The organism is Ruegeria sp. HKCCD6604 (assembly GCF_013110635.1).
GTDB lineage: Bacteria > Pseudomonadota > Alphaproteobacteria > Rhodobacterales > Rhodobacteraceae > Ruegeria.
Genome location: NZ_WVQW01000001.1, coordinates 1,497,378 through 1,521,915, shown reverse-complemented (window position 1 = coordinate 1,521,915; position 24,538 = coordinate 1,497,378). Strand labels below are relative to the sequence as shown.

The 24,538-nt window shown below is 56.8% G+C and carries 22 protein-coding genes; 11 read left to right on the top strand and 11 right to left on the bottom strand.

What is annotated here, in order from left to right; genetic code table 11:
• Positions 1 to 200: 200 nt before the first annotated feature.
• From ureG to GS614_RS07535, 10 genes are all read right to left on the bottom strand, one after another.
• Positions 201 to 830 (bottom strand): urease accessory protein UreG, encoded by a 630-nt coding sequence (ureG, locus tag GS614_RS07580; protein ID WP_171725863.1) that lies wholly within the window; start codon positions 828 to 830, stop codon positions 201 to 203.
• On the bottom strand, positions 827 to 1,480 hold the full coding sequence (locus GS614_RS07575; RefSeq protein ID WP_171725961.1) for an urease accessory protein UreF: 654 nt from the start codon (positions 1,478 to 1,480) through the stop codon (positions 827 to 829). The genes ureG and GS614_RS07575 overlap by 4 nt, the downstream gene beginning before the upstream one ends.
• Positions 1,464 to 1,916 carry an urease accessory protein UreE gene (ureE, locus tag GS614_RS07570; RefSeq protein WP_171725862.1) on the bottom strand — a complete coding sequence of 151 codons (453 nt, stop codon included), beginning with the start codon at positions 1,914 to 1,916 and terminating at the stop codon, positions 1,464 to 1,466. Before ureE ends, GS614_RS07575 begins: the two co-directional genes overlap by 17 nt.
• Positions 1,917 to 1,944: 28 nt before the next feature.
• Positions 1,945 to 2,169 carry a DUF1127 domain-containing protein gene (locus tag GS614_RS07565; RefSeq protein ID WP_171725861.1) on the bottom strand — a complete coding sequence of 75 codons (225 nt, stop codon included), beginning with the start codon at positions 2,167 to 2,169 and terminating at the stop codon, positions 1,945 to 1,947.
• 121 nt (positions 2,170 to 2,290) lie between these two features.
• Positions 2,291 to 4,051 carry an urease subunit alpha gene (ureC, locus tag GS614_RS07560; RefSeq protein WP_171725860.1) on the bottom strand — a complete coding sequence of 587 codons (1,761 nt, stop codon included), beginning with the start codon at positions 4,049 to 4,051 and terminating at the stop codon, positions 2,291 to 2,293.
• Positions 4,026 to 4,358, bottom strand: coding sequence for an urease subunit beta (locus GS614_RS07555; protein WP_171169026.1), 333 nt, complete (start codon positions 4,356 to 4,358; stop codon positions 4,026 to 4,028). The genes ureC and GS614_RS07555 overlap by 26 nt, the downstream gene beginning before the upstream one ends.
• Positions 4,355 to 4,516: a hypothetical protein gene (locus GS614_RS07550; RefSeq protein ID WP_171169025.1), complete on the bottom strand. Its 162-nt coding sequence runs from the start codon at positions 4,514 to 4,516 to the stop codon at positions 4,355 to 4,357. Before GS614_RS07550 ends, GS614_RS07555 begins: the two co-directional genes overlap by 4 nt.
• 18 nt (positions 4,517 to 4,534) lie before the next feature.
• Positions 4,535 to 4,837 (bottom strand): urease subunit gamma, encoded by a 303-nt coding sequence (locus tag GS614_RS07545; RefSeq protein ID WP_058276342.1) that lies wholly within the window; start codon positions 4,835 to 4,837, stop codon positions 4,535 to 4,537.
• A 1-nt stretch (position 4,838) separates the two neighbouring features.
• The gene (locus GS614_RS07540) at positions 4,839 to 5,576 is read right to left on the bottom strand and encodes an urease accessory protein UreD (protein ID WP_371809383.1); all 738 of its coding nucleotides are present in this window, start codon (positions 5,574 to 5,576) and stop codon (positions 4,839 to 4,841) included.
• Positions 5,577 to 5,983: 407 nt separating this feature from the next.
• The gene (locus tag GS614_RS07535) at positions 5,984 to 6,601 is read right to left on the bottom strand and encodes a TetR/AcrR family transcriptional regulator (protein WP_171118914.1); all 618 of its coding nucleotides are present in this window, start codon (positions 6,599 to 6,601) and stop codon (positions 5,984 to 5,986) included.
• Between the two features lie 101 nt (positions 6,602 to 6,702).
• Between GS614_RS07535 and GS614_RS07530 the strand changes: the two genes are divergently transcribed.
• Genes GS614_RS07530 through GS614_RS07515 form a run of 4 tightly spaced genes read left to right on the top strand, consistent with a single transcriptional unit; the run spans position 6,703 to position 12,254 of the window.
• Positions 6,703 to 7,851: an efflux RND transporter periplasmic adaptor subunit gene (locus GS614_RS07530; protein WP_171725859.1), complete on the top strand. Its 1,149-nt coding sequence runs from the start codon at positions 6,703 to 6,705 to the stop codon at positions 7,849 to 7,851.
• 3 nt (positions 7,852 to 7,854) lie between these two features.
• A complete protein-coding gene (locus tag GS614_RS07525; protein ID WP_171725858.1) occupies positions 7,855 to 10,983 on the top strand; it encodes an efflux RND transporter permease subunit in 3,129 nt (1,042 codons plus the stop codon).
• Positions 10,980 to 11,399: a DUF2141 domain-containing protein gene (locus GS614_RS07520; RefSeq protein ID WP_171169022.1), complete on the top strand. Its 420-nt coding sequence runs from the start codon at positions 10,980 to 10,982 to the stop codon at positions 11,397 to 11,399. Before GS614_RS07525 ends, GS614_RS07520 begins: the two co-directional genes overlap by 4 nt.
• A gap of 6 nt (positions 11,400 to 11,405) precedes the next feature.
• Complete coding sequence (locus GS614_RS07515) at positions 11,406 to 12,254, top strand: ABC transporter six-transmembrane domain-containing protein (RefSeq protein ID WP_171615456.1); 849 nt, start codon at positions 11,406 to 11,408, stop codon at positions 12,252 to 12,254.
• A gap of 1,147 nt (positions 12,255 to 13,401) precedes the next feature.
• Here the strand turns inward: GS614_RS07515 and GS614_RS07500 are convergent.
• Positions 13,402 to 15,060, bottom strand: a complete 1,659-nt coding sequence (locus GS614_RS07500; RefSeq protein WP_171725855.1) for a sulfatase-like hydrolase/transferase — start codon at positions 15,058 to 15,060, stop codon at positions 13,402 to 13,404.
• A 78-nt stretch (positions 15,061 to 15,138) separates the two neighbouring features.
• On the opposite strand from GS614_RS07500, the gene GS614_RS07495 reads away from it, so the two are divergent.
• From GS614_RS07495 to GS614_RS07465, 7 genes are all read left to right on the top strand, one after another.
• Positions 15,139 to 16,308 (top strand): AraC family transcriptional regulator, encoded by a 1,170-nt coding sequence (locus tag GS614_RS07495; RefSeq protein ID WP_171725854.1) that lies wholly within the window; start codon positions 15,139 to 15,141, stop codon positions 16,306 to 16,308.
• A 345-nt stretch (positions 16,309 to 16,653) separates the two neighbouring features.
• Complete coding sequence (locus GS614_RS07490) at positions 16,654 to 17,031, top strand: nuclear transport factor 2 family protein (RefSeq protein WP_171118898.1); 378 nt, start codon at positions 16,654 to 16,656, stop codon at positions 17,029 to 17,031.
• A gap of 186 nt (positions 17,032 to 17,217) precedes the next feature.
• Entirely contained in the window at positions 17,218 to 19,011 is a 1,794-nt protein-coding gene (locus GS614_RS07485) for an alpha/beta hydrolase (RefSeq protein WP_171329198.1), read from the top strand.
• 273 nt (positions 19,012 to 19,284) lie between these two features.
• On the top strand, positions 19,285 to 20,271 hold the full coding sequence (locus GS614_RS07480) for a zinc-binding alcohol dehydrogenase family protein (RefSeq protein WP_171725853.1): 987 nt from the start codon (positions 19,285 to 19,287) through the stop codon (positions 20,269 to 20,271).
• Positions 20,272 to 20,840: 569 nt separating this feature from the next.
• Positions 20,841 to 22,187 (top strand): substrate-binding protein, encoded by a 1,347-nt coding sequence (locus GS614_RS07475; RefSeq protein WP_152459077.1) that lies wholly within the window; start codon positions 20,841 to 20,843, stop codon positions 22,185 to 22,187.
• 105 nt (positions 22,188 to 22,292) lie between these two features.
• Positions 22,293 to 23,324 carry a branched-chain amino acid ABC transporter permease gene (locus GS614_RS07470; protein ID WP_171118891.1) on the top strand — a complete coding sequence of 344 codons (1,032 nt, stop codon included), beginning with the start codon at positions 22,293 to 22,295 and terminating at the stop codon, positions 23,322 to 23,324.
• A gap of 3 nt (positions 23,325 to 23,327) precedes the next feature.
• Entirely contained in the window at positions 23,328 to 24,533 is a 1,206-nt protein-coding gene (locus GS614_RS07465; RefSeq protein ID WP_171363975.1) for a branched-chain amino acid ABC transporter permease, read from the top strand.
• Positions 24,534 to 24,538 lie beyond the last annotated feature (5 nt).

Below are 24,538 nucleotides of genomic sequence, written 5' to 3'. Positions count from 1 at the left end.
AGGGTTCGCGTTAATATTTCTCAGCGGCACTGAAAGATACCGCCACGAAAGGTGCGGAATTGATGGAAAAGCTTGGAGTCGCGCGTGGTAAAATCTGTGCGCCAATCGAAAACAGAATGACGAAAAATCTATGAATTAGGTGCCTCTGAACGGCAGAGCCGATGGCAGGTGTCGACAGATTGGCATCTTTGTTCTGAGCGTTAATTCCTTTCTGGAATCATTAACCCCCCCTTCTTCACTAAAAGGTCGACAATTGCGCCGACCCCTTTTTTGTGACGAAGGGACGTGAACAAAAAGGGCCGTCCATTGCGCATTCTGGCTGCATCTCTATCCATGACCTCCAGTGAAGCGCCAACATGCGGCGCCAGATCGGTCTTGTTTATGACCAGGATGTCGGATTTCGTTATTGCCGGTCCGCCTTTTCGCGGGATTTCCTCTCCTGCTGCGACGTCGATCACATAGATTGTAAGGTCTGCGAGTTCTGGACTGAATGTAGCCGACAGGTTGTCGCCGCCACTTTCGATCAGAACGATGTCAAGATCGGGATGCCGGTTTCGCATTTCAGCGACCGCTGCAAGGTTTATCGATGCATCTTCACGGATAGCTGTATGTGGGCAACCGCCCGTTTCGACGCCGATAATCCGATCTTGGGGAAGGACCTGCATGCGCACCAGCGCTTCGGCGTCTTCCTGAGTGTAAATATCATTGGTGATGACGCCCACTGAACAAGCATCGCGCAGGGCTTCAGACAAGGCAGCGGTCAAAGTGGTCTTTCCGGCTCCAACCGGACCACCGATGCCAACGCGAAGAGGGCCGTTCATACTGCTCATGTTCGGAATATCCTTGAATATTGTATTTCGTGTCTCATCGACGCGATGTCCGTCAGGAACGCAGTCGAACTTAGTTCTTCTAAACCTGCCAATTGCGCCTTTTCGGCGATTTGAGCACATTGCGGTGTCAAATTACGGATCAGTTTCTGAGCGTCGGTTTGCCCCAGCGGCGCAAGACGCGTTGCGCACGCGACCAAGTTGCTTGCGAATGCTTGTAAATACATCTTCGTCGTCAGTAGTAGGGGGAGGTTTTGCAGACGCGCGGCGTGGCCCACCGACACTGGGTAGGAAAGCTGTTGGATATCTAAATCCCAGACATCTCCTGTGACAGTCCCGAACGCCTGTCCCAGCAGTTCGGTTTCCATTTTCCTTTCGGATGACGCGCAGATAGCCCGTGCCTTGGCATCGATGCTGAAAAGTTCATCTTTGTCCCGCGCGTCGTATGCGGACACCACGAACAGAGCATCATTCCATCCAGATCCGTGTTCCAGCGCATCTGAAATCCAGGCTTCGGCGTCTTGGGAGCTGGCGACCGCTCCTTCGTCAATTGCAGCTTCCAACCCATGAGAATAAGCAAAGCCCCCCACAGGGTATGCCGGAGACAACCACTGGGTCAGAGTCAGGATATCGGCGTCAGTGGGCGTGGCCATGTGTCCTGCCATGGCCATAGGCTCCGCCTTCGGGGTTGAACGGTTCGTGCACCTCGCGCACTGTGGCCCCGATTTTCAAAAGCATGTCTCGGATCACATGATCGACCTGGATCAACAGACGATCCTTTTCGATCTGGCAGGGCGTGTGGCGATTGCCGATATGCCATGCGATACGTGCCAGATCAGGAGCCGAGACCTCCAGCAAGGCTTCGGGCGCGGCCTGGATTTCAACCGCGCGCCCGTCGTCCAAGATCAGCGCGCCGCCGTGATCCAGTGAGGTTGTCTGAGCCAGGTCGACCAGAATCTGTTCGCCGCTTTCGCATGTTAAAACCTTTCGGCGCAAAAACCGATCGTCATAGGTCAACGACAGGCAATCGGCAGTGTCGTCGTGCATGTGATCCGAGTAACGGCGTGCGGTGCAGAGCAGGGCGGTCATACCGTCGCCTCCTCTGGAGCAGAAATGGTCAGAGCCAGATCGAATCCGAAAACACCCGATGCACGATCCGTTCGCGTGATAGGCCGCGTTTTTGCAACTCTTCGTCGCTGAGCGATTGCAGGAATTCGACTTGCCGCACGCGCGATTGAGCTTCGGCCACACTGATCAGAGCCCCATAGATTGATGATCCGATGGACGCGATCAGACCGGGCAGCGAAAAGCCTGCGTGTGATTGTGTTGCTGAGTGTGCCATTTGGACCCTCGTAAACGTTGGTCCTCCCTTGCGCATTAATATCTGTCATATCGGCCTCACGTTGAAGTGGGTGTTTGGTCATTTCTGCCTTGCGCACGGTGCAATGCAGCATAATTTTTAGTCAGAACATAAAAAATCGCTGTGCCATCGGCAGCACTTCGGCCGGTTGGCAGGTCAGCAATTCACCGTCTGCCCGGACCTCATAGGTTTCCGGATCAACTTCAACATGCGGCGTCGCGTTGTTGAGCAAAAGATCCTGTTTGCCAATCTCTCGTGTGTTTTGGACAGCGACGGTCTGCTTCGCCAAGCCCAGTGTATCGCCAATCCTGTCGGCCTGTGCGGCCTCAGAGACAAATGTGATTGCCGAATGCTCGACCGAGCGGCCATAGGCCCCGAACATCGGGCGGCTATAGACTGGTTGCGGTGTGGGGATCGACGCGTTTGGGTCACCCATTTGGGCACAAGCAATCGTACCGCCCAGCAAAACCATCTCGGGTTTCACACCAAAAAAGGCAGGGTTCCATAGAACAAGATCAGCACGTTTGCCTTCTTCGATACTGCCAATCTCGCGGCTCAGGCCATGAGCAATGGCCGGGTTGATCGTGTATTTGGCGATATAGCGTCTGACGCGCAGGTTGTCGTTTTCGCCTGTTTCCTCGGGAAGGCGCCCGCGCTGTTTCTTCATTTTGTCGGCGGTTTGCCACGTCCGGATCAACACTTCGCCCACGCGGCCCATAGCCTGACTGTCGGACGCAATGATGCTGAACGCGCCCATGTCGTGCAGGATATCTTCAGCCGCGATGGTCTCACGCCGGATGCGGCTTTCAGCAAAAGCCACGTCCTCGGGGATGGATTTGTCGAGGTGATGGCAGACCATCAGCATGTCCAGATGTTCCTCGACCGTGTTCACCGTAAAAGGCCGCGTGGGGTTGGTAGAGGAGGGCAGGACATGGTCCACTCCGCAGATTTTGATGATATCTGGTGCGTGGCCGCCGCCCGCGCCTTCAGTGTGGAAAGCGTGGATAGTCCGACCCTTTATCGCGGCAACCGTATTTTCAACAAACCCGGATTCGTTGAGCGTGTCAGTGTGGATCATCACCTGAACGTCCATCGCGTCAGCGACCGAAAGGCAGCAATCGATGGCCGCCGGGGTCGTACCCCAGTCCTCGTGCAGTTTCAGGGCACAAGCCCCGGCTTTGACCTGTTCCTCCAAAGCAGCGGGAAGCGAAGCATTTCCCTTGCCTGCAAAAGCAAGATTCATGGGAAAAGCATCCGCCGCCTGCAACATCCGGCCGACATGCCACGGGCCCGGGGTACATGTGGTCGCCAGAGTGCCATGTGCCGGGCCGGTGCCACCGCCAAGCATGGTCGTCAGGCCAGAATGCAGCGCGTCCTCGATCTGTTGCGGGCAGATGAAGTGAATATGGCTGTCGAACCCGCCAGCCGTCAGGATGCGACCTTCGCCCGCGATGGCTTCTGTGCCGGGACCGATGATGATGTCTACTCCGGGTTGCGTATCTGGATTTCCGGCTTTGCCGATCTTGGCGATGCGCCCGTTCTTCAGACCGACATCCGCCTTGTAGATACCCGAGTGATCCACGATCAGAGCATTGGTGATCACAGTGTCCACGGCACCTTCGGCACGTGTGGCCTGAGACTGCCCCATCCCATCTCGAATGACTTTGCCGCCACCGAACTTGACCTCTTCACCATACACATCTTCGCGGTGGCCGGTTTTACTAAAACGCGCAGTTGTTGCGCGCTCCACGATAAGGTCCTTTTCTACCTCGATGATCAGATCGGTATCTGCCAATCGTACTTTGTCGCCGACCGTGGGGCCGAACATGGAGGCATAGTCACACCGACTGATCTTGCCCGGCATCTTTCAGAGCCCCCATGATATGCATATTGAAACCGTAAATGTGCCGGCGCCCTTCAAATGGCACCAGTATAACTTCGCGAGTTTGGCCTGGCTCAAATCGCACCGCGGTACCCGCCGGGATGTCCAGCCGCATACCCAAAGCTGCATACCGATCAAAATCCAGGGCCGAGTTTGCTTCGGAAAAATGGTAGTGGCTGCCGACCTGTATTGGTCGATCGCCGGTATTGGCGACAATAACAAGACGGCTACTGCGTCCCGCGTTCAGCGTCAGTGAGCCTTCGGCAGGTATAATCTCACCCGGAATCATTTCGGCAGCTTCAAAATTACGGTTATGGCGATGACCCCAATCAAAGCCAACCCAACTGCAAGCGCGGTGTAATCGCTGCCATGGGCGTGAATATGGGTATCCGAATGGGCCGTGGCCGGACCAGCCAGAATGAGAGCGGGAAACAGCATGCGGATCATGGGTGACTCCTTTGGAAATTAGCGAATGGGGTTGTGGACAGTCACAAGTTTTGTGCCATCCGGGAAAGTGGCTTCGACCTGCACCTCGTGGATCATCTCGGGCACGCCTTCCATGCATTGGTCCCGGGAGATTACTTCAGCCCCGGCTTGCATCATGTCGGCGACCGAACGGCCGTCGCGCGCGCCTTCGACCACGGCATCGGTGATCAAGGCGATAGCCTCGGGGTGGTTCAGCTTAACGCCGCGGGTTAGCCGTTTTCGAGCGACCTCGGCGGCCATGGCGACCAGCAGTTTGTCTTTTTCTCGAGGGGTCAGGTTCATGTCAGAGCATCCAGCATCGGGGCAAAGTGTCTTTGTTCAGTCGGCGTAGAACTGGTATCAGCGTTCGCCGCAGAGCAAAGCTGTTGTCCGCCAGAATGCGAATGACCAATAGGTCTTTCCGGATCAGGGTTGCACCGGCGGTGTCCGGTAGCATTTCCCGGACAGGTTTCAGATGACCTTCGGCGGAACTTGACGCTAAGACGATTAGCGCCATCGCCCCTGCGCCGTTTGCAATATGCCGCTTAGCCAAGTGAGTGTGCCAATCACCAGCGAACCTAATCGCATCGAGAAACACCGGCGTTCCTTCGCGCCAAATCTCGATCTGATCGCGCAAGCGGATTTCAGTCAACGTTTCACCCATGGCGACGCGTCCAAAAACAAGCGGTTCCACCATCAGCATGTCGGCATCTGGTGACAGGTCGATCCTGAGGCGCCGGTCTAACGCACTGCCATTGTACAGAATGGTCTCTTGTGGCAACCAGTTCAGCCGGGCTCCAGCCTCTACCGTCAAATGATTTGTAACCTGGCCCCATTCTTTGGGCGGGGCCTTGTAAGCGCGCTCGCAAGCTTGCGTTGTCAAGGTCAGCGCTGTGCCTTTTGCTGCCTTGCAAGAAAACCGAAAGGAATCTCCTCCTGTCACTCCGCCAGCCGAGTTTAGCAGAACCGCATCAAGTTCAGGTGTCGTGGTTCTGGGGAATAGGCATTTGAAAGACCCAGATTGGCGAAACTTGTTCAGCACGGTCCTGTTGCCCAATTGCTTGGTGCTTAAGCTGACGGTGCCTGCTGCGCGCGGTGGTACTGCGCTGTGCGCGGGTAATATGGTTGCAACTTGTGTAATAGGGCACCTACAGCGCTTCGTTTTGCTGCTACCTGTTTCTCTGTTGAAGTATCGGAACACTAACTTGCAGCGTCGGAATCTGCTTAATTTCACATCATGTGATTAAATTTTAGACAGCAACCATTGGCTTGGATGAAAAAATATGCGCATCTCGCCGATTTCCCAAATTGGGTTAAAGGTAACTTGGGGAGGCTTCGTTTTCCTGAAGGATGGGCGGAAAGCTGAACTCAGCTATCCGCACGATTGCCACAGTGCGTCTTCCCGTTCGCAGGCTTTCATCAGCCTCGAATAGACAAGTGACACAGGCTTCATCGACGCGCCAGCAGAGAGCTCAGAATGAAATCCTCCATGCTTCCAGCGATTTTGCTCATGGGCGTTTCCGACAGAACGCTGCGATACGCGCTTCCTTCCAGAACCTCTATCACCAATTGCGACGCCTGTAGAGGATCCGGAACAGCGCGCAGATCTCCCGCCTCCACGCCGCGTCTCACTACTTCTTCAAGCGCCTCCGTCAGTCTGGCTCGGTTTTCGACGAACAGTCGCGCGATATCCTGTTGACGAACGGCTTCGCTCGAAATCTCCAAGGTGAGGATGACGTTTTCCGGCGCAGCCAGATAGTTGGCGTAGGCCCGGATGAACTTTTTCAACACTTTGGGTGCGGGTGCATTTGAATTCAGGACTTTCAGAAACGGCTCCAGTTCGCGGCGTTCGAGCATTGCGATTTCCACAAGCACATCATGCTTGCCGCGAAAATGGTTGTAGAGGTTTCCAAGGCTGACGCCCGCCCGCGCTGCGATATCGCGGACGCCGGTCTGATGATAGCCGCGCTCGAGAAAACACATGACGGCGGCTTCCAAAATCTGGTTGCGGCGCTTGGCTGTAGCCTTTTCCCGGGCTGACCCTGGTTTTTTGGTGTCTTCAGACATTTTTGCTTTTTCATATTGAACGAACGATCGTTCATAGTATATGACATCCAATCGTGCACCACAAGGCGCAATGGTTCAGGCGGCTCAGGAAAAACAGGACAATGACAGACAAAACCTCAGAAGCTCAGCGAAGACCAGCCCGACGATGGCTCTGGATTGGATTGTCGCTGATGCTGTTTGTGGCGGTCGTCATCCTGTTGTTTGACGCGGAAGATACGGTTGATGTTCAGCCAGCAAACACCTCACCTCCGCCACCGACCGTCTCTGTCGTAACTGTTGTTCCGGAAACCGTGCAGGCGCGTGTTTCTGCATTTGCCGAAGTTCGGCCTCGTTGGGATGCCGAGCTGCGATCTGCTGTGTCCGGGCGCATCACCGCAGTCCATGCCGGTGCTTTGGCCGGGACACAGGTGGAAGGGGGCGACCCTTTGTTTTCAATCGAAAATGCCCCTTATCAAAGCGCCGTTGCAGCCGCCGAGATGGAGCTTGAGCGAGCAGAGCTTGCACTGTTGCGCGCGCAGAACAATGTAACCGTCGCGAAACGGCAGTTCGAACGAGACGGTGTGGAACCGCCAAACGAACTGGCCGTGAACCTGCCGCAATTGCGCGTTGCCGAAAAAACCGTTGCAGCGGCGCAGGCACGCCTGAATGCGGCGAGAAATGACCTGAAGGACGCAGAAGTTGTTGCCCCGTTTTCAGGCTTTGTCACCCGCCGCTTTGCCAGCCTTGGCCAGACGGTCAACCCGGGCGATCCCCTGATACACCTGTCGGACAACCGGCAATTCGAACTGGTTGCCGCGTTCAGCCAAGCGGATTGGGCGCTGTTCGATCATCCGATCTCTGGCGTTGCTGCTGACCTGACTCACCGCTCGGGCGAAAGCCTTGGGCAGGCACGCGTCCGGCGTGGAGGCGGTTTTCTGGATCAGGACACACGACAGGTGCGTGTCTTTTTGGATGTCGCAAACCCCGGTGACGGCATACTCGCCGGAGACTTTCTGAAAGTGCACATTCCCGGACGGCGAATTGCTAACACCGTGACCCTGCCGGAAAGCGCCCTGACGCGTGCGGGATACATTTGGCTTGTGGATGAAAACGACCACCTTCAGAGGTTCAGCCCGAACATCCTGTTCCGCAGCGAAGGTGCTGTCACGATACAGGCCCCCGACGGGAACGGCCCATGGCGCGTGGTCAAGACACCTTTGGCCTCGTTTCTGCCGGGTCAGCGCGTCACGCCGCTGTCGGATGGGGGTTGAGCCATGCACGCGCTGACATCCTGGTTTATCCGCAACCCTGTCGCCGCCAATCTGATGATGGCGCTGATCCTCTTTCTTGGGGTGCAGACGCTGCTGAATATTCGGATCGAGGGCTTCCCTCGCATACCTGCGGAAAGCGTTACGATTTCGATCGAGTTCCCGGACGCCACCGCCGAACAGGTCGATGAATTGGTGACCCGCAAAGTTGAGCAGGCGCTGGAAGGGTTGGAGGGCGTGCGCAGTGTGACTTCGCGATCCCAAAACGATCTGAGTGTTGTGACCGTCCGCCGCGCGGGTGGCCAGAAACTGCTAGCCGTTCTGGATCGTGTCCGCATTCGCATCGATGGGTTGACCGATCTGCCCGATACCGCGCGCCGCCCTGTGATCGAAGCGTCGGGTTTCGATTTTCCGGCGCTGTATCTGAACCTTTACGGCGAAACGGACCCGGCCACATTGCAGAGCCTGGCGCAGCGCCTGAAAGAAGAGCTGCTGGCGCAACCGGAATTGTCGCGGCTGCAAATCTGGGGTCTGATCCCGCGGGAACTGCGCATCGAAATCGACCCTGCGCTGCTGCGCCACTATGGCCTGACCGTGGCGGATGTGACCCGCGCCATCGAGGAAAACTCGGTGACATTTCAGGCAGGCCGTTTGCGGACTGAGGGTGGCACGATCTATCTGCGGGCCGATGATCGCGCAAAATACGCTCCTGAATACGCGGCCCTGCCGATCATTGAACGTGACGACGGGTCTTTTGTGCCCTTGGGTGATATCGCCAAGATCGAAGACGGGTTTCAGGACGGCGAGTACCTGTTTCGGCTGAACGGCAAACCAACCGTCGGGATGGAGGTTCTGGTCGGGCAGAAAGAGAACCTGCTGACGATCAGTGACGTTGTGCGCCGCACGGTGGATGAGTTCAGCCGCCAGTTGCCGTCGCAGGTTCAGGTCGATGTCTGGGGCGACAGCGCCGGCTATATCTCGGACCGGCTGGCGCTGTTGCGGTCAAACGGGGTGCAGGGGCTGATCCTTGTGACCTTGATGCTGTCGGTGTTTCTGAACGTGCGCCTGGCCTTCTGGGTCGCCCTGGGCATTCCGGTTTCGGTCATGGGGGCCATAGCCGTTTCGGGTTCAAAATGGGTGGACTATTCGCTCAACGATGTCACCACCTTTGGTCTGATCATCGCCCTGGGCATTCTGGTCGACGATGCCGTTGTGGTCGGAGAAAGCGTTTTCGAGGAACGTCGAAAGGGCAGGGACCCGGTCCAGGACACCGAACGCGGCGTGCACCGCGTGGCGGTCGCAACAGTCTTCGGCGTGCTGACGACAATCGCGGCGTTTTTCCCGATGCTGTTGATCGACAACCCGCTGGGCAAGGTGCTGGCCGGGTTCGCAGGGATCGTGATCCTGACGCTGATCTTTTCGCTCATCGAAAGCAAGTTCATCCTGCCCGCCCATCTGGCGCAGGTTTCGATGGGGCAAGAGCGCAGGTACCTGCTGTCCCGCCTCTGGGGCCGCGTACAGGATACTGCGCAGGGCGGCCTGGACTGGGTACGGGATCGCATCTATCAGCCCTTGCTTGTCGCAGCGGTGCGGCAGCGCTATGCCGTGCTGATCCTGTTCGTCGCCGCCGCGACGCTGGGGCTTGGCCTTATGTACAAAGGCAAGGTCAGAACGGTGTTCTTTCCCGAAGTGCCCGGCCAGATCATCACGATGAATCTGGAAATGGACGCCCGCGCGCCCTTTGCGCTGACCCGCGCGAACGTGGATCGGATCGAAGCCGAGTTGAACGGTCTGAACGCCGAGCTTGCCGAAGACGCAGGTATGGCCACGCTGCCTATTCAGACCGTGTTCAGCATCATCAACGGCGCTGGAAGCGCGCAAATATACGCCGAGATGATCCCGGTGGCAGAGCGCCCGGACGTTCCGATCCTGACTTTGGTCCGTGAATGGCGCGACCGGGTTGGTGCGGTCGAAGGTGCAACCGAACTGGAGTTCACCGGCTCGGAAACACTCGCCGGAGGATTCCGCATCCGGTTGGCGTCCAAAGACGAAGACCTGCTGCAACAGGCCAGCGCCGAGATGAAAGACTTCCTGTCGAACATCGAGGGCGTGGCGAATGTTCGGGATGGGCTGGCGGGCGGCCAGCCCGAACTGAAACTCCGCCTGCGTCCGGACGCGCGGCACCTTGGCTTCAATGCCGAGGCTTTGGCCAGACAGATTGGCTATGGGTTTGGCGGGGCCGAGGTGACCAAGGTTCGGCGCGACGGGTCCGAAATTCGCGTGGTCGTGCAGAACGCGCGGGAAAACCGCGATACGCTCGCCGATCTGATGCAGACCCAGTTGCGCAGCGCATCCGGTGCCTGGGTGCCGCTTGAGACGGTTGCCGAAATCGAAGGCACCTACGCCTCTGACACCGTCGATCGCCGCGACGGCAAGCGCATGAACATCGTGGCCGCGTCCATCGACCGCGACCGTGTTGCCCCCGAAGAGGTTGGTCAGGCGGTGTTCGAAGAGTTGGTCCCGAAACTCCGCGAAAAGTACCCGAGCGTCACAGTTCTGGCTGCAGGTGAACTGGAAGAGATGGCCGATATCAGCGGTGGCTTGAAACGTGCGCTGCTGCTGGCAGCTGTTCTGATCTATGTGCTGATGGCTGTGCCGTTGAAAAGCTATTGGCAACCTTTCGTCATTCTGGCCATCGTGCCCTTTGGTTTTATCGCGGCTGCGGTCGGGCACCTGATCATGGATGTGTCGCTGTCGCTGTTTTCGTTCTTCGGCATGCTGGCGCTGACCGGCGTGATCGTGAACGACAGTCTGGTCATGATCACCCGATACAATCAGGCGCGCGAGGAAGGTCAGCCCGTGAACCTGGCGCTGAAAAGCGCCGGCATCGGACGTTTCAAGGCGATCTTTCTGACCACCGCAACGACGGTGATCGGCCTGCTGCCCTTGCTGACGGAAACCTCCGAACAGGCGCAGTATCTGATCCCTGCCGCCATTTCTCTGGCTTTTGGCGAACTGTTCGGCACCGCCCTCATGCTGCTGCTGGTGCCCGTGCTGATCGCCATTGCCGAAGATGTCCTTGTCGTCTTCAAGCCAGTCCCGCCGCACCCTTCCAGAGAAAGGACACAGTCATGACTCGAAGCATTCTGGCCCCCGCATTCGCCCTGATGGCGCTTGCAACGCCTGCCGCCTCTGATGGTCTGAACGTGATTGTGGAGGGTATCCGCAACGCCAAGGGAAACATTGTGATCCTTGTTTTCGACGACGCGCGCGCCTTTGACGGTTTGGATGTCCAGAGCGCGATTGACTACGCCCAGGTTCCGTCCCGCAAAGGCAGTGTCAGCCATGAGTTTCCCGACCTGACGGCCGGCCCCTATGCGGTGCTGCTGTTTCACGACGAAAACAAGGACGAAGACCTGAACATGACCGAGACGAAGCTTTTGGAGGGGCTGGGTTCAACCGGCGCCCCGAACCCTCAGGACATGCCTGATTTCAAGGCCGCGTCGGTCTGGCCGGGCTATGTCCGCGTTCGTGTCCACTATGATCAGTGATGCCGCATGCTGAGGGACAGAAAACTGACTATAGGCACGTTGCTGAGCGTGTTTCGGTGGCGTGTGGGGATCACATGGTTTCTGATCCTGTCGGAAACAGCACTGACTGTGCTAATCCCGCTGTTTATCGGCTTTGCCATCGATGGATTGCTGAGCGGACAGTTTCAGCCCTTTGTGCATCTGGGCGCTCTTATGGTCGCCCTCACGCTGATCGGCGTGATCCGGCGGATATACGATACGCGCGTCTACGGAACGATCCGCGTCGAACTGGGCAAGGCGCTTGCTGCGCGTTTTTCAAACCTGCCGATTTCTTCGTTGAACGCCCGGATCGGAATGGGGCGCGAACTGGCCGACTTTCTGGAAGAGATCCTGCCTTCGGCCATTTCAGGAATCATGCAGTTCGTCGTCTCAGCAATATTGCTGTTTTACTTCTCGCCGGTGCTGGCTCTGTCAGCCTGCGGGGTGCTTGTGGGAATGATATGCATCTACGCCCTGTTTCATTCGACGTTCTGGCAATGGAACCGGGCCCTGAATGAGCAGATGGAACATCAGGTCAGCATTCTGGAGCAACGCCGCGTCCGCCCGGTGCTTGTCCACCTGACGAAACTGCGTCGTTTCGAAGTGAAGCTCTCGGATACCGAAGCCTACCTGTATGGTGTGATCTTCGTTCTGCTGATTGGTCTGATCCTGTTCAACCTGTGGTTCGCGACGCAAAACCTGGAGGCGACACCCGGAATGATCTTTTCGATTGTCAGCTACTCATGGGAATTTGCTGAAGCCGCACTTGCTTTGCCGATCACGTTCCAATCCTGGTCCCGGCTGTCCGAAATCACGGTCCGATTGCAGAGAGGGTGATCAGATTTGCAAACTGCAAGTTGCGTGGAACGGGTGTTGCAATCAGGTGTTGGTCTTCTCGTGACCGCTGTTGAACCACCCTCCAGCATGCGGCAGGGCAGCTCTTTGTGGCAAATACCCTGTGCGATTGCTCTGCGGCAAAACTGTCAGAGGCCTGTAACGCGGGAAAAGCAGATTTCGAAACATGGCAGTGTTTCTGCGCAGGTCAGAGTGTTGAATGGAATGTCGTACAGGCTGTAGCTTTGCCAAGACAGCGTCGGCGGGATCTTTCCGGTAGGGAAGGATCAGCCAAGCCAGCCTATCTGCAATTGCTTAGGTTCAGGCTGTATAACGCCTGAGAACGTTATGCGTGATTTGCTGAGTGGTGCGGTCCTTCCACTTGAGACATAGGAACCAATAGATGGTGCCCGCGCAGAAGGCCTCGCCCTGGCCTTTCGGGGCAACAACGATGTGGGACGAGCTGTAGCGGTATTTCTTGACCGTATCCTCGTCATCTGTGCCTTCGATCAGCTGCGCCCAACTAGTTTTCGAAACCGTGTCCTAGCGCGATACGATGTATTGCTCGGCCACCGTGGCACCGATGCTGGGCGACGTGATATGGGCCGCGTTCGGATCAATATCTTTGTTGAAAGCGCTGACCTTGATTTCGATCCCGTCTCCTCGACGGCAGCAGAACCGTGAGGAGTACCCGATCAAAGGTCATTCAAGCCCCGGTTCGGACTGTCGGGCCTCAATCTTGGTTGTGACGTTGTTCCAGGCAGCGCCCAGCATAGCAGGCGATGCGGCCACGCTCATGGAGGCTTTCAAAATGCCGCGGCGGCTAAGGTAGTCAGTAATCAAAGCAGAGTTTTTGGGCACGGTGATTTGTCCAGCTGGGTTGGAATACGGTTGGCACATCGGTCAAACGATCCGCAAAAAACCACATCCGGTCAAAGCCTAAAAAGCCAGTTGCTACCAGATTGAACAATATCAGGGCAAACACTGGCGCCGATGCGTTCAAAGACTGCCTTGGAACATTACCTTCCTCGGCATTCCATTGGCTTGGGCCACGCGGAATCTTGTCCAAGCCTTGGGGAGTGGCCCAGTGTTGTCTTGACTGCATAGGTTGTCGTTGGCGCGCGGGCAGGTTCCGCGCGCCATCAAGGCTTCACTCTTGCCAGCTCATGAAAACCTGCCGCGCCTTTTCGCTTTCGGGGCGTAGGTTCTCGATGCCGCCATAGGGGACGTCTTTACCGATTTCCGAGTTCGGATACTTGGCGATCATCTTCTGATGTCGCTTGATCATGTCCTGGAACGATGCGCCGGCCCAGAGGGAGTACCCGACCAGCGGATGCAGTTCGCGCGGGTCGCGATAGATGTTGTACGTTGGCGCGGCGGCTCCGGGCGCGCCCGGCGCAGGCAGGTGCATCTTGAACTCCTGTTTCACGACCGAGCGAAGAACCGGGCCCTCGTACACATAGACGTAGTCGCGTCGCCCATTGCCTTCGCCTTCCAGCAGCAGGGCCGTCTGATCGATCCCATCGATCACCCGATCACGCGGGATATAGTCGGTGGCGCCAGCGATACGCGCCATCGTCGTGTAGATATCCGACACATGAAAAATGTCACCGGCGGCGCTGTCAGCCTCGATCACACCGGGCCAGCGAATGAATGCATCAGTGCGCACACCCCCTTCGAGATGTTGGGTCTTTCCGCCGCGATAGATCAGTTGGTTCAGCCCGGATGTTCCTTCGTAATGGTACATCAACCCGTTGTCGGCCATGATCATGACGATGGTGTTGTCCGCCTCGCCGGTCTTCTCCAGCGCGTCGAGAACGTCGCCGATCCAACCGTCCAGAAGCTGCAACTTGTCCGCGTGGAAGCCGCCGTTACGTGACAGCGCCTGATCGGGATAGACAAAGTTCAGCGGATAAAGCGGCCAGTATTGCAGAAAAAACGGCTCATCCAAGGCTGCGACACGCTCGAGCTGTTCAATTGCCTGCGTCTGGTAGCGCTCGTTCATCTCTTCGTATTTGGCTTGGGTCCATTCTTCACCTGCGGCCATTTCGACTTCGCGGGCTTGCCCTCCGGCCTCGGCTTCGACACCTGTCACCAAACCATAGGGCTTGAAACGCTCATCCAGCAGAAGGGCATTGTTCTGTCCCGACGCGTGGTACCCCAACATGTTGTTCGCCTGCATCGCCTCGCGGGTCATCAGGCTCAGCTGAACCTGCTGATGCAGCGGGAAGGCCGCCCAGTCAAAGCCCTGATTGTGCGGATAGGCCTCTTCGATATCGCCTTGATGCCATTTGCCGACATGCGAGGTGTTGTAGCCCGCCTGTTTCAGGATTTCCGGCAGCGTCACTTCGCTGGCAGGAAGCCCTTCCCCCACCAAAGCCACTTTCACCTCTTCCACGCCGGCCCGGATCGGGTGGCGCCCGGTCAGCATGGCCGTACGAGTGGGTGTACATGAGGGCTCGGTGTACATCCGCATCAACGACATGCCTTCGCTGGCAAAGTCATTGATATTCGGGGTTTCAATGCCCATCACATAGTTGAGTTTGCGTTCGCCCATCTGGCCAAAGCTGATGTCATCGATGAGGATGTACAGGAAATTCGGGGGTTTGCCGCCGTTGGCTTCCCGAAGTTCAGCCAGCCTCGCATCAATCTCGACGTCCTGCGCATCCCATTGCTCGCCAAATTGGGCGCGCAGGAACGCAAATTCACCGTCATGCACAATCGCGTCTTGTTGTGCGGCCGATTGTGTGGTGCTCAGCGCTGCTAGCAAACAGGCTGCGATGCCAGTCCTTTGGACAACACTAGTCATTCTTCGTTCCCCCTTTGGTGCTCCTGAAGTTCATCGCCTGAACAATCAGGTCGCGACATTTTGCTGAAAGAGATTGGTTTGACTGATGCGCCAGCGCAGATAACCGCTGGTGTTCTGGTGGCGTTAGAAACGTCACCACGCGCTCTGATCGGGCATCGGCCTCAGGAAGCCGTGGTCGGCCCATGGTGGCGAGGTTTGGAGTTTTTGCTGACACTTGACTCCCCGCGGTTCGAATTCGCTACATTACCGGTAAAGTGTCAGGCTCTGGGAATGGACCACATCAAGAATTCGCCAAATTCGCAAAAGGGTGTCCCTTCCGTATCAGACGGGGTTACGCCCACAGCCGTGCTGAATTTCGAACACCCCAACAAAATCGGGGAAATTACGCCGTGGGAGATAGACTTCCGACAGCTCGATCCCGGTCGGTTGTCGACGTCCATAAGGGTGCGCTCAGGGCGATCGGTCTCCGCTCTCAGCATCGCGATGAACCAACGCGTTCATCAACGTGGTGTTTCGCCCAAGGGCTGGATGACGTTCGGGATTCCGTCAAATGGTGCGGTCGACAAATGGCAGGCAAAGGACGTAACCGATAACGCATTCCTGTCCTTCGGTGACAGTGATGGGTTTGACGGTATTTCGACGGCCGGTTTCACGGGAAATGTCATTTCCTTCCAAACCCAAAGATTGGAGAATTTTGCAGAGTCCTGCGGATTTCACCTGGCGCGCTACAACCCGGATGCCCACAGGCTGAGGTCCAAAGCAGGTTTGGCCAGCATGGCGAACCTGGAGGGTCGCGTAGCCGGGCTTCTTAACAGTGTTGATGCGCAGTGGTCTGAGGCGGCTGAGCAGGCCCTGATGCTTGAAGCCCTGGTTATCCTGACCGACGACGAAGCGCATTTTGACAGGAGTCAGGCGGGCACCAGGCGGCGTGCCCTGGATCGCGCAACCGATCTTATGGTTGCCAATCTGGAAGACCCGATTTCAATTGAAGAGATTTGTAAAGAAAGCGGGGCGTCTTGGCGAACTCTGGATCGCGCGTTCAAGGAACAGTTCGGACAAAGCCCCAAGTCGTATTATATGCGTCTCAGGTTGAACCGTGTTCGCGAGGACCTTCTTTCAGGGTCTTTCAGCGGAAGAATAACCGATGCTGCAAACCGGCTCGGATTTTGGCATATGGGCCAGTTCGCGCGCGACTACAGGCTGTTTTTCCGAGAGCTGCCGTCTGAAACAAGGGGCGTGCAGAAATAGGTTCCCGTACCAATTCGCGCTCTTCAACACCCGGAAATATCAGGGGCAGGGGCCAGCACCTTCCTGCCTGAGCTGGCGTCAAGCGCATATCGGCAGGAGGGTTGTTGCCAGTTTCGAGCAGTATGGTGTCGTCCGGTACAGAGTTGAGATGCGCCAAGACCCGCAGGATCACATCTTGCCCAACGAATGGCGGCTACTTGCTGCGTCCAAATTTACAAGGTGCAGTTCTACCTGTTCCGAAGCAAGCCCGGTGGCCAATCTTTGCAGGACCGTCTCATTTTGATCTTTGTCAAGGTTGGATGCGGCCCGACGAGATACAGTCACGAGTGTATCAGGAGGTCTTGCATGGAAAGACTGGTCGAAATTGGGCGGACATTTGTTCAGGCGATGCGTGATCGCAATGGCTTGGCAAGTGTTGACGAGATGTACGCGGAAAACGCTCAGTCCATAGAGGCGGTTGTGCCTCCGGTGCGGCAATTTCGGATTACAAAGGGTCGCGACGCCATCAAAGCAAAGCGGGAAGATTGGCTGAAAACGCATGAAATCCAAACGCTTACGGCAGATGGTCCTTTTGTTCATCCGCCCAATCGCTTTGGCGTGCGTTTCAATGCCGAGGTCGTGCAGAAAGACACCGGACAAAGAATGAACCTTAGCGAGATTGCCATTTATTCCGTTGAGGATGGCAAGATTGTACTCGAAGAGTTCTTTATGTTGCCAAAATAGCGAACGGCGCCCGGCAACACGGGTTCCCAAGCGCTTGCGTCCATTTCAGGAAGCCTCGCCAGGTCCGGCGTTGCAATCAAGTACGTCCAATCAAAATGGGCGGTTGACTGGTCGGTCCAGGGCTTGGTGGACAGATGGATTAAGGTTTGCAGCATTTTCGCACTCTGCCCGGATCGGAGAACCCAGATGACCAAACTCTCACCTGACAAGCTGTCTGCCGAGGCCGGGGTTTGTGCGGCAGATACCGGCAAGAAAGCCCCGCCACACCCCTATGAGAAACTTGACCGCGCAACGCGCGCGGCCCTTGCCCGTGCCACCGCCGGTGTTTCCCCGCATTCGATAATGGCCACCTGGATGGATTGGGCCCTGCATCTGGGTCGTTCCCCCGGACGCCAGCTTGAACTGACAGAGCGCGCGGCACGCGATGCGGCCAAACTCTGGGTCTATGCCAGCGAGATGGCGCCCGGTGCGAAGGCTACTCCGCCTTTTCAGCCACGCAAGCAGGATCACCGTTTCAATGCGCCCGGCTGGCACAAGGCGCCATTTTCCCTTTGGCAGCAGGCTTTTCTGAGCGCACAGGATTGGTGGCAGGCCGCAACGGACGAAATGCCCGGCATCGCCCCCCGCGACGCCGAACGCGCGCAATTTCAGATTCGCCAAGCACTTGATCTTGTCTCTCCTTCGAACTTTCCGTGGTCAAACCCGGAAATCATCAATCGCACGTTCCAGACCGGCGGTCGCAATTTGATAGAGGGCGCCGCCCACTTTCTTGAGGATGTTGCCCATACCATAACGCAACAGCACGAACCTGCCCCTCAGGGGTATGAAATCGGTAAAGACATTGCCGCGACCCCCGGCAGGGTCGTTTATCGCAACGCGCTGTTCGAGCTGATTCAATACACTCCACGCACCAAGCGCGTACAGGCGGAACCGATCCTTTTCGTGCCCGCCTGGATCATGAAATACTATGTGCTCGACCTTTCTCCGGAAAACTCCATGGTGCGTTATCTGGTCGAGCAGGGCTTTACCGTTTTCATGATCTCCTGGGTCAATCCCACCGCTGATCAGGCGGATCTCAGCCTCGAGGATTATCGCCTGAACGGTGTCATGGCCGCGATCGAGGCCATCGAGAAAATCGTTCCGGGTCAAAAGATTCACGCCAATGGGTATTGCCTCGGCGGCACACTTCTGGCGATTGCAGCTGCGGTGATGCAACGCGATGGCGATGACCGGCTTGCAAGCGTTACGCTGATGGCGGCGCAGGTTGATTTTGCCGAAGCCGGTGAGCTTTTGCTGTTTATCGATGACAGCCAGGTCGCTTTTGTCGAAGATCTGATGTGGTTGCAGGGCTATCTTGACCGCCCTCAGATGACGCGAACTTTCACGACAATCCGCGCCGAAGATCTGATCTATGCCCGGGCTGTGCGCCGCTATTTTCTGGGTGAAGACGACCTGCCTACGGATCTGACCGTCTGGAACAATGACACGACCCGGATGCCGGCGCGAATGCATTCCGAATATTTGCGCGGTCTGTTCTTGGAAAACCGGCTGAGCGCCGGGCGCTTTTCTGTCGAAGGTCGGGTTGTTGCGCTCAAGGACATACGCGTACCCATGTTTGTGGTCGGAACGGAATCCGACCACATTGCCCCGTGGCGATCAGTGTATAAAATTCGGCTGTTTACCGACGGAGATCTCACCTTCGTGCTGACCAACGGTGGTCACAATGGCGGTATCCTCAGCGAGCCGGGGCACAAGCACCGCCACTATCGGTTGGGCCACAGGCCGGCGGACGCGCTGTATACCTCGCCGGATGAGTGGTTTGAGTCGGCCGAAGAAAAGCAAGGTTCCTGGTGGCCTGCGATGGTGGATTGGATCAAAGACCGTTCATCGGGCGAAACTGCGCCGCCGCCGATGGGCGGAAAACGAAGGGGGGCTGAAAACCTGCTCAAAGCGCCGGGCAGCTACATTCATCAGACCTGAAACCGGTGGCGAGGGTCAGACCCGTCAGTGCCCGGTCAATCACCCTTGGACATCCTGCGCAATCCCTTCAGGTGCAGTTGAGGTTTTGGTCGCTCGGTCAGATCTGGGACTTTGCGATGGATCAAGACTTGCTGCGGCGCAGGTGTGCTATCGTTCAGGTCGTCGGAACCCAGTGCCACATTTACGGTTTTGTCGAAGGCCGAGCCCGAAATTTGCAACGAAAAGAGGCAATAAACAGATGATTTCGGGCGGATGTATCTGGAGAGTTGGACCATGACCCGCGCAATGGTTTTGAACGAGGCCGGCCGCGCGCTGAAACTGGAAGACATCGAACTTCCGGCGCCGGGCCCTCATGACATCGAAATCCAGATCGAGGCTTGTGGTGTTTGCCGGACGGATCTGCACATCGTCGATGGTGACCTCGAACATCCTGAACTTCCACTGATTCCGGGCCACGAAATCGTTGGGCGGATCGTTCGAAAGGGGGATGCCGTAACAGGGCTGGATGCCGGTCAGCGCGTGGGCGTGCCTTGGCTTGGGTCCACTTGTGGTAAATGTCCGTATTGCCGCCGCGCACAGGAAAACCTGTGTGACGCGCCGGTGTTCACGGGATACACGCGAAACGGAGGATTTGCCGAAGCCTGCCTTGCGGATGCACGGTATGTCTTTGCCCTGCCAGAGATTGCCGATCCGGTTGCACTGGCGCCGTTGTTATGTGCCGGGCTTATCGGGTTTCGCTGTCTGCGAATGGCCCAGGATGCCAAGAATATCGGCTTTTATGGCTTCGGAGCTGCCGCGCATATCCTTGCACAACTGGCCGTCTGGCAGGACCGGAATGTATATGCGCTGACCCGGCCCGGCGATATCGAGGCGCAGGATTTTGCGCGTGACCTTGGCGCGGTATGGTCTGGTGGGTCCGACGAACGACCACCGGCGGAACTGGATGCTGCAATCATATTCGCACCTGTCGGAGCCCTTGTGCCCAAAGCGCTGCAATCTGTTCGCAAGGGCGGCCGCGTGGTTTCCGGCGGAATTCACATGAGCGATATTCCTTCCTTTCCCTACAGCGATCTTTGGGGGGAACGTCAAATCCTGTCTGTCGCAAACCTGACGCGTCAGGATGGTGAGGAGTTTTTTGCAATGGCTCAAGCCGCAGGCATCCAGACACGGACCCAAAGATATTCACTGAAAGACGGCAACACAGCCCTCGCGGATCTGGGCGCCGGACGATTGCAAGGGGCAGCGGTTTTGGTTCCCTGACCAATGGTCTGTCGCGCCCCGCACCGGCTTGACAAGTCACAGCGGACGTCAGCATCCGAAATTAGGGTGGTGGCTTAGGCAAACGGATCCTGATCGAGGAACGGACGGAACACCGGAGCACGAAAGACCGCTCGGCGCACTGGGATGCCGCCCACCCGTGCCGGGCACGATCATACCGGCAAACCAGTGGGCGATCATGCGCCAACAATCAAACTGGACCGTCAGATGAGCGAAGAGCTTGTTTCCATTCAGCGTGCTGAAAATGCTGGCTTTGTATTGCAAATCTGCTTTTGGTGCCGCAGATAACGAGTATTGGTGTCATGCCTGACAAATGTGTCACCGATATTTACATTTAAATATATGAAAAATATATTTTTAAATGTAAGCAAACGAAAAATCTTTTCAACCGATCTTGATTTTCGTCAAGACGTTTACAAAATTTTGTTTCAAATCCAGTAATTTGTTGTGAAATTTTCCACCGCCTTTCCATTATTGAAATGCACATAAGTGCGCTTTCGTCTGCTGGAAGAGGAGCCAGACGACGAGAGAAAGGGAAATGGGAGGAATTAATGACCAACAAATCTGTCACACGCCGCGGCGTGTTGAAGTCTGGTGCCGTTGCAGGTACCGGTCTGGCCCTGCCTACGATCTTCACGGCTTCGTCGGCTGCCGCTTACACCAACGAACCAACCGGAGGGTCCGTGACCCTGGGCTTCAATGTTCCCCAGACCGGGCCGTATGCGGAAGAGGGCAATGACGAGCTGCTGGCGCAACAGCTGGCGGTGGAACACCTGAACGGAGAGGGTGACGGCGGTTGCCTGAACACCTTCACGTCCAAGGCGCTGAAGGGCAATGGCATCCTCGGCAAGAAGGTCGAGTTCGTCACAGGTGACACCCAGACCAAGTCAGACGCCGCACGTGCGTCCGCAAAGTCGATGATCGAAAAAGACGGTGCGATCATGATCAACGGCGGGTCGTCCTCGGGCGTGGCCGTTGCGGTTCAGGGCCTGTGTCAGGAAGCGGGTGTGATCTTTATGGCGGGTCTGACCCATGCCAACGACACGACCGGCAAGGACAAGAAGGCCAATGGATTCCGCCATTTCTTCAACGCCTACATGTCGGGCGCTGCGCTTGCGCCGGTGCTGGCTGCCGAGATGGGCAATGACCGCCGCGCCTATCACCTGACGGCGGACTACAACTGGGGCTGGACCCAGGAAGAGTCCATCGTCGCCTCGACCGAAGCCCTGGGATGGGAAACGGTCAACACCGTCAAAACGCCACTCGCGTCAACAGACTTCTCGTCCTACATCACTCCGGTTCTGAACTCGGGCGCGGACGTTCTGGTTCTGAACCACTATGGCGGCAACATGGTGAACTCGCTGACCAACGCGATTCAGTTCGGCCTGCTCGACAAAGTCGCCAACGGCAAGGACTTCAAGATCGTCGTGCCGCTGTATTCGGAACTGATGGCCGCCGGTGCTGGCGAGAACATCAAAGGCGTGCTGGGTTCGATGAACTGGAACTGGCAGTTGCAGGATGAAGGCACCAAGGCCTTCGTGAAGTCCTTCGGCGAGAAATACGGCAAGCCGCCGTCCAACTCGGCGCAAACCTGCTATGCACAGGTTCTGCTATATGCTGATGCTTGCGAGCGTGCCGGTACGTTCAACCCATGCGGTGTTGTTGAAGCGCTGGAAGACTTCGAGTTCGACGGCCTGGGCAACGGCCCGACCTGGTATCGCGGCGCGGATCACCAGTGCTTCAAGGACGTGCTGGTCGTGCGTGGCAACATGAACCCGACCAACGCCTATGACACGCTGGAGATCGTCGAGATCACCCCACGCGCGCAGGTCGAATACGATCCGGAGCATCCGATGTTTGCCGGTGGCGCACTGGGTGAGTGTAACCCGGGCGCATAAGACCGCGTATCAAAGTCTGGCCGCCAAAATGGTGGCCAGACATCTACAGCAGGGTTGATCCTGTTGTGCCACTCAATTCACACTGACCAACCCTGAGGTGGGCCAATGGACGCCATCCTATTGCAAATTCTGAACGGTCTGGACAAAGGGTCGGCTTATGCGCTGATTGCGCTGGGGCTGACGCTTATTTTTGGGACGCTCGGCGTTGTGAACTTTGCCCATGGGGCCCTGTTCATGATCGGTGCGTTCTGTGCCGTCACTTTGCAAAAGCTCATGAACCTGAGCTTTGTAACCATCGACGAGAGCCAAACCGACTTTCTTGGCAACCCGCTGAAGGTGGAAACACCTTATGTCGAGGCATGGTTCGGCCCGGAGTTCGGGGCGACGATCATCGACTGGTCCGTTCCATTGGCAATCCTGTTTGCGATCCCGATCATGCTGGCGGTTGGCTATGTGATGGAACGCGGGCTTATCAAGCATTTCTACAAACGCCCCCACGCGGACCAGATCCTTGTCACGTTCGGCCTGGCGATCGTGTTGCAGGAAATCGTAAAGTATTTCTTTGGTGCCAACCCCATCCAGACCCCGCCGCCCGACGCGCTGAGTGGCTCTATCGATCTTGGCACCATGATCGGGTTTGATCCCAACGCGATCATCTACCCGATCTGGCGCCTCGTCTATTTTGGCTTTGCAGTTGCCATTATCGGTGCTGTCTTCTCATTCCTGCAATTCACCACCTTCGGCATGGTTGTGCGCGCCGGCATGGCGGATCGCGAAACTGTGGGCTTGCTGGGGATCAACATCGACCGGCGCTTTACGATCATGTTCGGTATCGCTGCCGCGGTGGCCGGTTTGGCGGGCGTCATGTACGGGCCGCTCAACCCACCAAACTATCACATGGGGATGGATTTTCTGGTCCTCAGCTTCGTTGTGGTTGTCGTTGGTGGCATGGGGTCTCTCCCCGGCGCGGTGCTGGCTGGTTTTTTGCTGGGCATTCTCGAAAGCTTCGCCTCTACGACCTGGGCCACAACGACGATCCCGGGCATCAACCAAATCATCATCTACCTTGTTGCCATTATTGTGCTGCTCACACGCCCGCGCGGTTTGATGGGACGCAAAGGCGTGATGGAGGAATAATCGATGTTGGGACTGAACAAAAAAGATACCAGCCTGCTGATCATCGTCGGCATCCTTACGATGCTGGCACCCTTCATCCTGAATCCGTTCCCGGAAGGCAGCGCCATGGCGCAGTTCAACGCGGGCTATCCGGATCTGATGCAGCGTTTTGTGATCTTCGGCATCTTTGCCATCGGCTTCAACATCCTGTTCGGCCTTACCGGATACCTGTCATTCGGACACGCGGCCTTTCTGGGCGTTGGATCCTATTCCGCCGTATGGATGTTCAAGCTGCTGAGTTACAACATCATCCCGGCCATCGCACTCAGCGTTGTGGTCGCCGGGGTATTCTCATTGCTGATCGGGTTCGTCAGCCTGCGCCGGTCGGGCATCTATTTTTCGATCCTCACGCTGGCTTTCGCCCAGATGAGCTTTGCGTTGGCTTATTCGGTGTTGTCCAACCCCAAATTCAACCTGACGAACGGGGAAACGGGATTGCAGGTTTACGCGGATGATCCACAGATTCTGCAAGGGGCGAATTCGCCGGACCTGCCGCATTTGTTCGGGTTGCCGATGCGCGCAACCTACACATTAGACGTGGGTGCGTGGAGTTTTGATTTCAACGCGGGATACTATCTGTGTGCAGTGATTTTGATGGTGGTGTTCTATCTGTCCATCCGAATTTTCCGTTCACCTTTCGGGATGATGCTGCGGGCCGTCAAATCAAACCAGCAGCGGATGAACTACACCGGCCTGAACTCGAAACCGTACACGCTGGCGGCATTTGTCATCTCTGGCATGTATGCCGGCCTGGCTGGTGGGCTGATGGCCGCAATGGACCCGCTGGCAGGTGCCGAACGTATGCAGTGGACCGCATCGGGCGAGGTCGTTCTGATGACGATTCTGGGCGGCACCGGCACACTGATCGGGCCGGTGCTGGGTGCGGGTTTCATCAAGTACTTCGAAAACATCTTCTCGAAGATCAACGACAACGTGTTGCACAGCTGGTTTGCATTCCTGCCTGACGGGCTGGAGGACGCGGTGGTTTTCTTGATCCATCCGTTCATCGGCAAGGGCTGGCATCTGACGCTGGGCATTCTTTTCATGCTTGTCGTTATCTACTTGCCGGGTGGTCTTGTCGAAGGTGGTCAGCGTTTGCTGAACCGGCTCAAGCGCAAGAAATCAAAATCCGACGACGCGACGTCGGGCAAAACGGAACCGGCGGAATAAAGGGC

Bases quoted from the DNA above. Each gene is read 5' to 3' on its own strand.
- ureG (WP_171725863.1), bottom strand. From the start codon at position 830: ATGAGCAGTATGAACGGCCCTCTTCGCGTTGGCATCGGTGGTCCGGTT.
- GS614_RS07575 (WP_171725961.1), bottom strand. From the start codon at position 1,480: ATGGCCACGCCCACTGACGCCGATATCCTGACTCTGACCCAGTGGTTG.
- ureE (WP_171725862.1), bottom strand. From the start codon at position 1,916: ATGACCGCCCTGCTCTGCACCGCACGCCGTTACTCGGATCACATGCAC.
- GS614_RS07565 (WP_171725861.1), bottom strand. From the start codon at position 2,169: ATGGCACACTCAGCAACACAATCACACGCAGGCTTTTCGCTGCCCGGT.
- ureC (WP_171725860.1), bottom strand. From the start codon at position 4,051: ATGCCGGGCAAGATCAGTCGGTGTGACTATGCCTCCATGTTCGGCCCC.
- GS614_RS07555 (WP_171169026.1), bottom strand. From the start codon at position 4,358: ATGATTCCGGGTGAGATTATACCTGCCGAAGGCTCACTGACGCTGAAC.
- GS614_RS07550 (WP_171169025.1), bottom strand. From the start codon at position 4,516: ATGATCCGCATGCTGTTTCCCGCTCTCATTCTGGCTGGTCCGGCCACG.
- GS614_RS07545 (WP_058276342.1), bottom strand. From the start codon at position 4,837: ATGAACCTGACCCCTCGAGAAAAAGACAAACTGCTGGTCGCCATGGCC.
- GS614_RS07535 (WP_171118914.1), bottom strand. From the start codon at position 6,601: ATGTCTGAAGACACCAAAAAACCAGGGTCAGCCCGGGAAAAGGCTACA.
- GS614_RS07530 (WP_171725859.1), top strand. From the start codon at position 6,703: ATGACAGACAAAACCTCAGAAGCTCAGCGAAGACCAGCCCGACGATGG.
- GS614_RS07525 (WP_171725858.1), top strand. From the start codon at position 7,855: ATGCACGCGCTGACATCCTGGTTTATCCGCAACCCTGTCGCCGCCAAT.
- GS614_RS07520 (WP_171169022.1), top strand. From the start codon at position 10,980: ATGACTCGAAGCATTCTGGCCCCCGCATTCGCCCTGATGGCGCTTGCA.
- GS614_RS07515 (WP_171615456.1), top strand. From the start codon at position 11,406: ATGCTGAGGGACAGAAAACTGACTATAGGCACGTTGCTGAGCGTGTTT.
- GS614_RS07500 (WP_171725855.1), bottom strand. From the start codon at position 15,060: ATGACTAGTGTTGTCCAAAGGACTGGCATCGCAGCCTGTTTGCTAGCA.
- GS614_RS07490 (WP_171118898.1), top strand. From the start codon at position 16,654: ATGGAAAGACTGGTCGAAATTGGGCGGACATTTGTTCAGGCGATGCGT.
- GS614_RS07485 (WP_171329198.1), top strand. From the start codon at position 17,218: ATGACCAAACTCTCACCTGACAAGCTGTCTGCCGAGGCCGGGGTTTGT.
- GS614_RS07480 (WP_171725853.1), top strand. From the start codon at position 19,285: ATGACCCGCGCAATGGTTTTGAACGAGGCCGGCCGCGCGCTGAAACTG.
- GS614_RS07475 (WP_152459077.1), top strand. From the start codon at position 20,841: ATGACCAACAAATCTGTCACACGCCGCGGCGTGTTGAAGTCTGGTGCC.
- GS614_RS07470 (WP_171118891.1), top strand. From the start codon at position 22,293: ATGGACGCCATCCTATTGCAAATTCTGAACGGTCTGGACAAAGGGTCG.
- GS614_RS07465 (WP_171363975.1), top strand. From the start codon at position 23,328: ATGTTGGGACTGAACAAAAAAGATACCAGCCTGCTGATCATCGTCGGC.